Here is a 5,634-nt window from a genome sequence, read left to right as displayed (position 1 = left end):
CCCCCACCCCCCTCAACCAGGAGCACGTCATGCGTGAACAGAGCCCCCGTCAGCAGGGACCCCGTCCAAGCCGCCGGAACCTCCTGCTCGGCGGCGCAGCCATCGCCGCCGGCGGCCTCGCCGCGGCCTGCACCAGCAACACCGACGACGGCGACTCCGGCACGAACCCGCAGGCCGGGACGCTCGCCGGCGACAACGACAAGGCGGGCAAGCAGGTCACGATCGGGTTCTCCGCGCCCGCCGCGGACCACGGCTGGATCGCGGCGATCGCCAAGAACGCCGAGGAGCAGGCGAAGAAGTACTCCGACGTGACGTTCAAGCCGGTCGAGCCGACCAACGACATCAACCAGCAGATCTCCGCCGTCGAATCGCTGATCAGCGCGAAGGTCGACGTCCTGGTGATCCTGCCCAACGACGGGGAGCAGCTGAACCAGGTCGGCCGCAAGGCGATGGACGCCGGCGTCCCGGTCGTCAACCTCGACCGCGTCTTCCCCGACCACCTGTCGTACCGGACGTGGGTCGGCGGCGACAACTACGGCATGGGCGTCTCCGCCGGCCACTACATCGGCAAGAAGCTGAAGGACAAGGGCGTCGCCGACCCGGTCATCGTGGAGATCCAGGGCATCGCGACGCTGCCGCTGACGCAGGACCGCAGCAAGGGCTTCGCGGACGCGCTGAAGTCCTACGGCTTCGACGTCACCGCCAAGCAGGACGCGAAGTTCACCGTCGAGTCCGGCAACCAGGTCGCCTCCAACCTGCTCCAGGCGCACAAGAAGATCGACGCGATCTGGAACCACGACGACGACCAGGGCGTCGGCGTGCTCGCCGCGATCAAGCAGTCCGGCCGGGACGAGTTCTTCATGGTCGGCGGCGCCGGGTCCGCCAACGCGATGCGCGAGATCAAGGCCGGCGGCGTGCTGGAGGCGACCGTCACCTACTCGCCGACGATGGCCGCGTCCGCGATCAAGCTCGGCCGGCTGATCGCGCAGGGCAAGGGCATGGCCGACCTGGTCGAGCTGCAGGTGCCGCAGTCGATCACGCTGGCGTCCGAGACGATCACCAAGGACAACGTCGACCGCTACATGCCGCTCGGCTTCGAGTCCTGAGCCGCGGGCCCCGGACCCACGGGGGCGCCGGCGCGCCCGCCCCGCTCCCAGGGGCGGGCCGCCGGCCAGACAGGGCCGGTCACACAGGGCCGGCCGCACAGAGAGGTGAGCAGAACATGACGACCGTCGGAGTCGGGATGGTCGGGCACGCGTTCATGGGACGCGCCCACTCCCAGGCGTGGCGCAGCGTCGGGCCGTTCTTCGGGCCGCCGCTGACCCCGGTCATGACCGCGCTGGCCGGGCGTTCCGCCGAGCGCGCCGGAGCCGCCGCCGCGGCGCTCGGCTGGGCGTCGGTGGAGACCGACTGGAAGGAGCTGCTCCGCCGCGACGACGTCCAGCTCATCGACATCTGCACGCCGGGCGACGGCCACGCGGAGATCGCGGTCGCCGCGCTCGACGCGGGCAAGCACGTCCTGTGCGAGAAGCCCCTCGCCAACACCGTCGCGGAGGCCGAGGCGATGGCGGCGGCCGCCGACCGGGCCCGGGAACGCGGCGTCCGGTCGATGGTCGGGTTCAACTACCGGCGCGTCCCGGCGGTCACGCTCGCGCGCCGGCTGGTCGCCGACGGGCGGATCGGGACGGTCCGGCACATCCGCGCCCAGTACCTGCAGGACTGGCTCGCCGACCCGCAGGCGCCGTTCACGTGGCGGATGGACAGGGAGAAGGCCGGGTCGGGCGCGCTCGGCGACATCGCCTCCCACATCGTGGACACCGCCCAGTTCATCACCGGGCACACGCTGACCGGCGTCTCGGCGACGCTGGAGACCTTCGTCCCGGAGCGCCCCGTGCCGGGCGGCGGCACGGCCCCGGTGACCGTGGACGACGCCGCCCTGTTCATCGGCCGCACCGACCGCGGCGCGCTCGCCTCGTTCGAGGCCACCCGCGTCGCCACCGGCCGCAAGAACGCGCTGCGGATCGAGGTCAGCGGCTCGTCCGGGGCCCTGTCCTTCGACCTGGAGTCGCTGAACGAGCTGTGGTTCTACGACGGGGACGAGGACGGCGCGACCGCCGGTTTCCGGCGCATCGTCGTCACCGAACCCGACCACCCGTACACCGGACGCTGGTGGCCGCCCGGCCACGTGCTCGGCTACGAGCACACCTTCACCCACCAGATGGCCGACCTGCTCACGGCGATCGCGGAGGGCGCGGACCCGAGCCCCTCGTTCGCCGACGGCCTGCAGATCCAGCGCGTCCTCGCCGCCGTCGCCGACAGCGCGGCGTCCCGCCGCTGGGTCGACATCGAAGGGAGCGACTGACATGCCACGACCGATCACCCTGTTCACCGGCCAGTGGGCGGACCTGCCGTTCGAGGAGGTCTGCCGGCTGGCGTCCGGCTGGGGCTACGAGGGCCTGGAGATCGCCTGCTGGGGCGACCACTTCGAGGTCGACAAGGCCGTCGCCGACGACGGCTACATCCCGCGCAAGCTGGAGACGCTCGCCAAGCACGACCTGAAGGTGTGGGCCATCTCCAACCACCTCGTCGGACAGGCCGTCTGCGACAACCCGGACGAGCGCCACAAGGCGATCCTGCCGGAGCGGATCTGGGGCGACGGCGAGCCCGAGGGCGTCCGGCAGCGCGCCGCCGCCGAGATCAAGGACACCGCCCGCGCGGCCGCCCGGCTCGGCGTCGACACCGTCGTCGGCTTCACCGGCTCCTCCATCTGGCACACGGTCGCGATGTTCCCGCCGACCCCGGACTCGATGGTCGAGCGCGGCTACGCCGACTTCGCCGAGCGGTGGAACCCCATCCTGGACGTGTTCGACGAGGTCGGCGTCCGCTTCGCGCACGAGGTCCACCCCAGCGAGATCGCCTACGACTACTGGACGACCGTGCGGACCCTGGAGGCGATCGGGCACCGGCCCGCGTTCGGCCTCAACTTCGACCCGTCCCACTTCGTCTGGCAGGACCTCGACCCGGTCGGCTTCCTGTTCGACTTCCGCGACCGGATCTACCACGTCGACTGCAAGGACACCAAGGTCCGGACCGGCGACGGCCGCCGCGGGCGCCTCTCCTCCCACCTGCCGTGGGCCGACCTGCGGCGCGGCTGGGACTTCATCTCCACCGGCCGCGGCGACGTCCCCTGGGAGGACTGCTTCCGCGCCCTGAACTCGATCGGCTACACCGGCCCGATCTCGATCGAGTGGGAGGACGCGGGCATGGACCGCCTCCAGGGAGCCCCCGAGGCCCTGGAGTTCGTCCGCGCCCTGAACGCGATGGAGCTGCCCACGGCCTCCTTCGACTCCGCGTTCTCCTCGGACTGACCCGCCGTTCCGACTGACCCGCTGTTCCGACTGACTTGCGGCGTGCCGCCCGCGTGAGGCCACGCACGGGGGCGGCACGCCGCTCGCCTCACTCCGCGACGCGTGCCCCGACCCTGCGCGGGGCGTGGCGTTCGACGAACCGCTCCACCTCGGCGAGCGGGGCGCCGAGCGGCGGGACGATGATGAGCCGGTCCACGCCCAGCTCGCCGTAGGCCCTGACGTGCTCCTCGTCCGGCGCGCGGGGCGGGGTGACCGAGACGTGCAGCGGCGGACGGCCGCGCCTGGCCGGCCCCGCCTGCGCGGCCTGCTCGGCCAGCCGCGGGACGAGTTCGGCGGCGGCGCGGCGGCCGAGCATCCAGCCGTACCAGCCGTCCGCGTGCCGGGCCGCCCTCCGGAGGGCGGCCGGGCTGTGCCCTCCCGTCACGACGGGGACCGGCCGCTGGACCGGCCGCGGGTGGGCGTCGACGCCCGCGAAGTCCGCGTAGCGCCCGTGGAAGGACGGCTTTTCGTCGTACCAGAGCGACCGGATAGCCGCCAGATACTCGTCTGTGCGCGCGCCGCGCTCCGCTGGCGGGACGCCGATCGCCCGCAACTCCGGCTCCAGGTATCCGACGGCCGTGCCGAAGATGAGCCGCCCCTTGCTGAGGACGTCGATGCTGGCGAGCTGCTTGGCCAGGACCAGCGGGTTGCGCTGCGGCAGGACGATGATCCCCGTCCCGAGGGCGATCCGCTCGGTGTGCGCCGCGAGGTGGGCGAGGGCGACCAGCGGGTCGAGGACGGGGGCGTCCGGGTCGAGCGGCGAAGCGTCGACCCGCGGGCTGGGCAGGACGACATGGTCGGCCGTCCACACTGAGTCGTACCCGAGGTCTTCGGCGAGCGCGGCGATTCGCGCCGCCGCGTCCGGCTCGGCGCACGCGTACAGGTTGACCGCGAACAGTCCCAGAGTTGGTGCCATGAATAGATAATCGAACTTTTCTACGATCAAATCAAGCGATGATCCAACGGATATGCTGCCCGGCATGGACTCCACGCGCGACGGGCTGCCGGAGGGGCTCGCGTCCCTGACCGGCTACCAGCTGTCCAAGTGCGGCTGGTGGATGGAGCAGCGCCTCGAAGAGGAACTGCGGCCCCTCGGCATCCGGGTGCGGCATTTCCTCGTGCTCGCGATGCTCGGCTCGTCCGGCACGCTCTCGCAGCAGGAGATGGCCGGCTACCTGCTGCTCGACCCCACGCTGATGGTCGGGCTGGTCGACGCCCTGGAGGAGCGCGGCCTCTGCGAGCGCACCCGCGACCCGCGCGACCGGCGGCGCCACTCCGTCCGGATCACCGAGGACGGGGCCGACCTGCACCGCCGCGCCCGCGCCCTCGCGGACCGGGTCGGGGCGGACGTGTTCGGCCCGCTGTCGCAGGACGAGTTGCGCGTCCTCACCCGGGCGATCGGCCGCGTCATGGAGCCGTTCTGGGCCGAGCAGGCGGTGCGGCCCCGCCGCAAGCCCGCCCGGTGAGCGGGGTCAGGGCAGGGCGCGGAAGTCGGCGAAGTCGAAGCCGGGGGAGACCACGCAGCTGACCAGGACCTCCTCGTCGCCGGACGGGTGGGCGGCCTGCCACACGCCCGCGGGCACGACGGCCTGCGGGACCTGGCCGTCCGCCACGTCCGCGCCCAGCGTGACCGCCTCCTGCGTCTCGGACGGGCCCTCCCCGTCCCCGCCGAGGTACAGCGTCAGCGGGCCGCCGCGGTGCCACAGCCACACCTCGGCGGACCGGACGACGTGCCACATCGACTCCTCGCCCGGCGGCAGCAGGAAGTAGATGGCGGTCGCGCTCTGCCGCTCGCCCGGATAGCCGTCCGGCGTGAACGCCACACCGGACCGCCACGTCTCCCGGTACCAGCCGCCCTCGGGATGCGGCAGGAGGTCGAGCGCCTCGGCGGTCTCGGGGCGGTCCAGGACCGCGACGTGGCGTCCGTCCGGCCCGCGCCGCGCGTACCGGACGCGGGCCGCCGTGGTCCGGTCGACCACCCCGCGTCCCGGGACCGCGCCCGGCGCCGGGTCCAGTGTCACGGCGACGACCTGCCCCTCCTTGAACACGTCGTCGGCGACGGCGAGGGCCGCGTCGTCATCGGGCGCCCACACCGCACCGGCCTCGGAAAGGACGAACCGCGGACCGGCCTGCGCCCGCCAGGAATCAAGTGTCGTCAGCAGCAGCACCCCCCGAGCTTAGGACGCGCCGAGAAGCACCCCCAGCCGACGCGCAAGCCCCAGTCCAC

At 72.7% G+C, this 5,634-nt stretch carries 6 protein-coding genes; 4 read left to right on the top strand and 2 right to left on the bottom strand.

Features of this window, described 5'->3' with window-relative positions; translation table 11 throughout:
- Positions 1-29: 29 nt before the first annotated feature.
- From E1266_RS35020 to E1266_RS35010, 3 genes are all read left to right on the top strand, one after another.
- The gene (locus E1266_RS35020; protein ID WP_132054533.1) at positions 30-1,106 is read left to right on the top strand and encodes an ABC transporter substrate-binding protein; all 1,077 of its coding nucleotides are present in this window, start codon (positions 30-32) and stop codon (positions 1,104-1,106) included.
- A gap of 116 nt (positions 1,107-1,222) precedes the next feature.
- Positions 1,223-2,362 carry a Gfo/Idh/MocA family oxidoreductase gene (locus E1266_RS35015; protein WP_132054531.1) on the top strand — a complete coding sequence of 380 codons (1,140 nt, stop codon included), beginning with the start codon at positions 1,223-1,225 and terminating at the stop codon, positions 2,360-2,362.
- Position 2,363: 1 nt separating this feature from the next.
- Positions 2,364-3,368, top strand: a complete 1,005-nt coding sequence (locus tag E1266_RS35010; protein WP_132054529.1) for a sugar phosphate isomerase/epimerase family protein — start codon at positions 2,364-2,366, stop codon at positions 3,366-3,368.
- 88 nt (positions 3,369-3,456) lie between these two features.
- On the opposite strand, the gene E1266_RS35005 is transcribed toward E1266_RS35010, so the two are convergent.
- Positions 3,457-4,323, bottom strand: a complete 867-nt coding sequence (locus tag E1266_RS35005) for a TIGR03619 family F420-dependent LLM class oxidoreductase (protein ID WP_132054527.1) — start codon at positions 4,321-4,323, stop codon at positions 3,457-3,459.
- Positions 4,324-4,387: 64 nt separating this feature from the next.
- Between E1266_RS35005 and E1266_RS35000 the strand changes: the two genes are divergently transcribed.
- Positions 4,388-4,873 carry a MarR family transcriptional regulator gene (locus E1266_RS35000; RefSeq protein WP_165966334.1) on the top strand — a complete coding sequence of 162 codons (486 nt, stop codon included), beginning with the start codon at positions 4,388-4,390 and terminating at the stop codon, positions 4,871-4,873.
- A gap of 6 nt (positions 4,874-4,879) precedes the next feature.
- On the opposite strand, the gene E1266_RS34995 is transcribed toward E1266_RS35000, so the two are convergent.
- Positions 4,880-5,575, bottom strand: coding sequence for a cupin domain-containing protein (locus tag E1266_RS34995; RefSeq protein WP_347876772.1), 696 nt, complete (start codon positions 5,573-5,575; stop codon positions 4,880-4,882).
- Between the last annotated feature and the right edge of the window lie 59 nt (positions 5,576-5,634).

The organism is Actinomadura sp. 7K534 (assembly GCF_004348575.1).
GTDB lineage: Bacteria > Actinomycetota > Actinomycetes > Streptosporangiales > Streptosporangiaceae > Spirillospora > Spirillospora livida.
This window is presented reverse-complemented; position numbering and strand designations above follow the sequence as displayed.

Coding starts and splice junctions, on each gene's coding strand:
- E1266_RS35005 (WP_132054527.1), bottom strand. CDS start 4,323: ATGGCACCAACTCTGGGACTGTTCGCGGTCAACCTGTACGCGTGCGCC.
- E1266_RS35010 (WP_132054529.1), top strand. CDS start 2,364: ATGCCACGACCGATCACCCTGTTCACCGGCCAGTGGGCGGACCTGCCG.
- E1266_RS35020 (WP_132054533.1), top strand. CDS start 30: ATGCGTGAACAGAGCCCCCGTCAGCAGGGACCCCGTCCAAGCCGCCGG.
- E1266_RS35000 (WP_165966334.1), top strand. CDS start 4,388: ATGGACTCCACGCGCGACGGGCTGCCGGAGGGGCTCGCGTCCCTGACC.
- E1266_RS35015 (WP_132054531.1), top strand. CDS start 1,223: ATGACGACCGTCGGAGTCGGGATGGTCGGGCACGCGTTCATGGGACGC.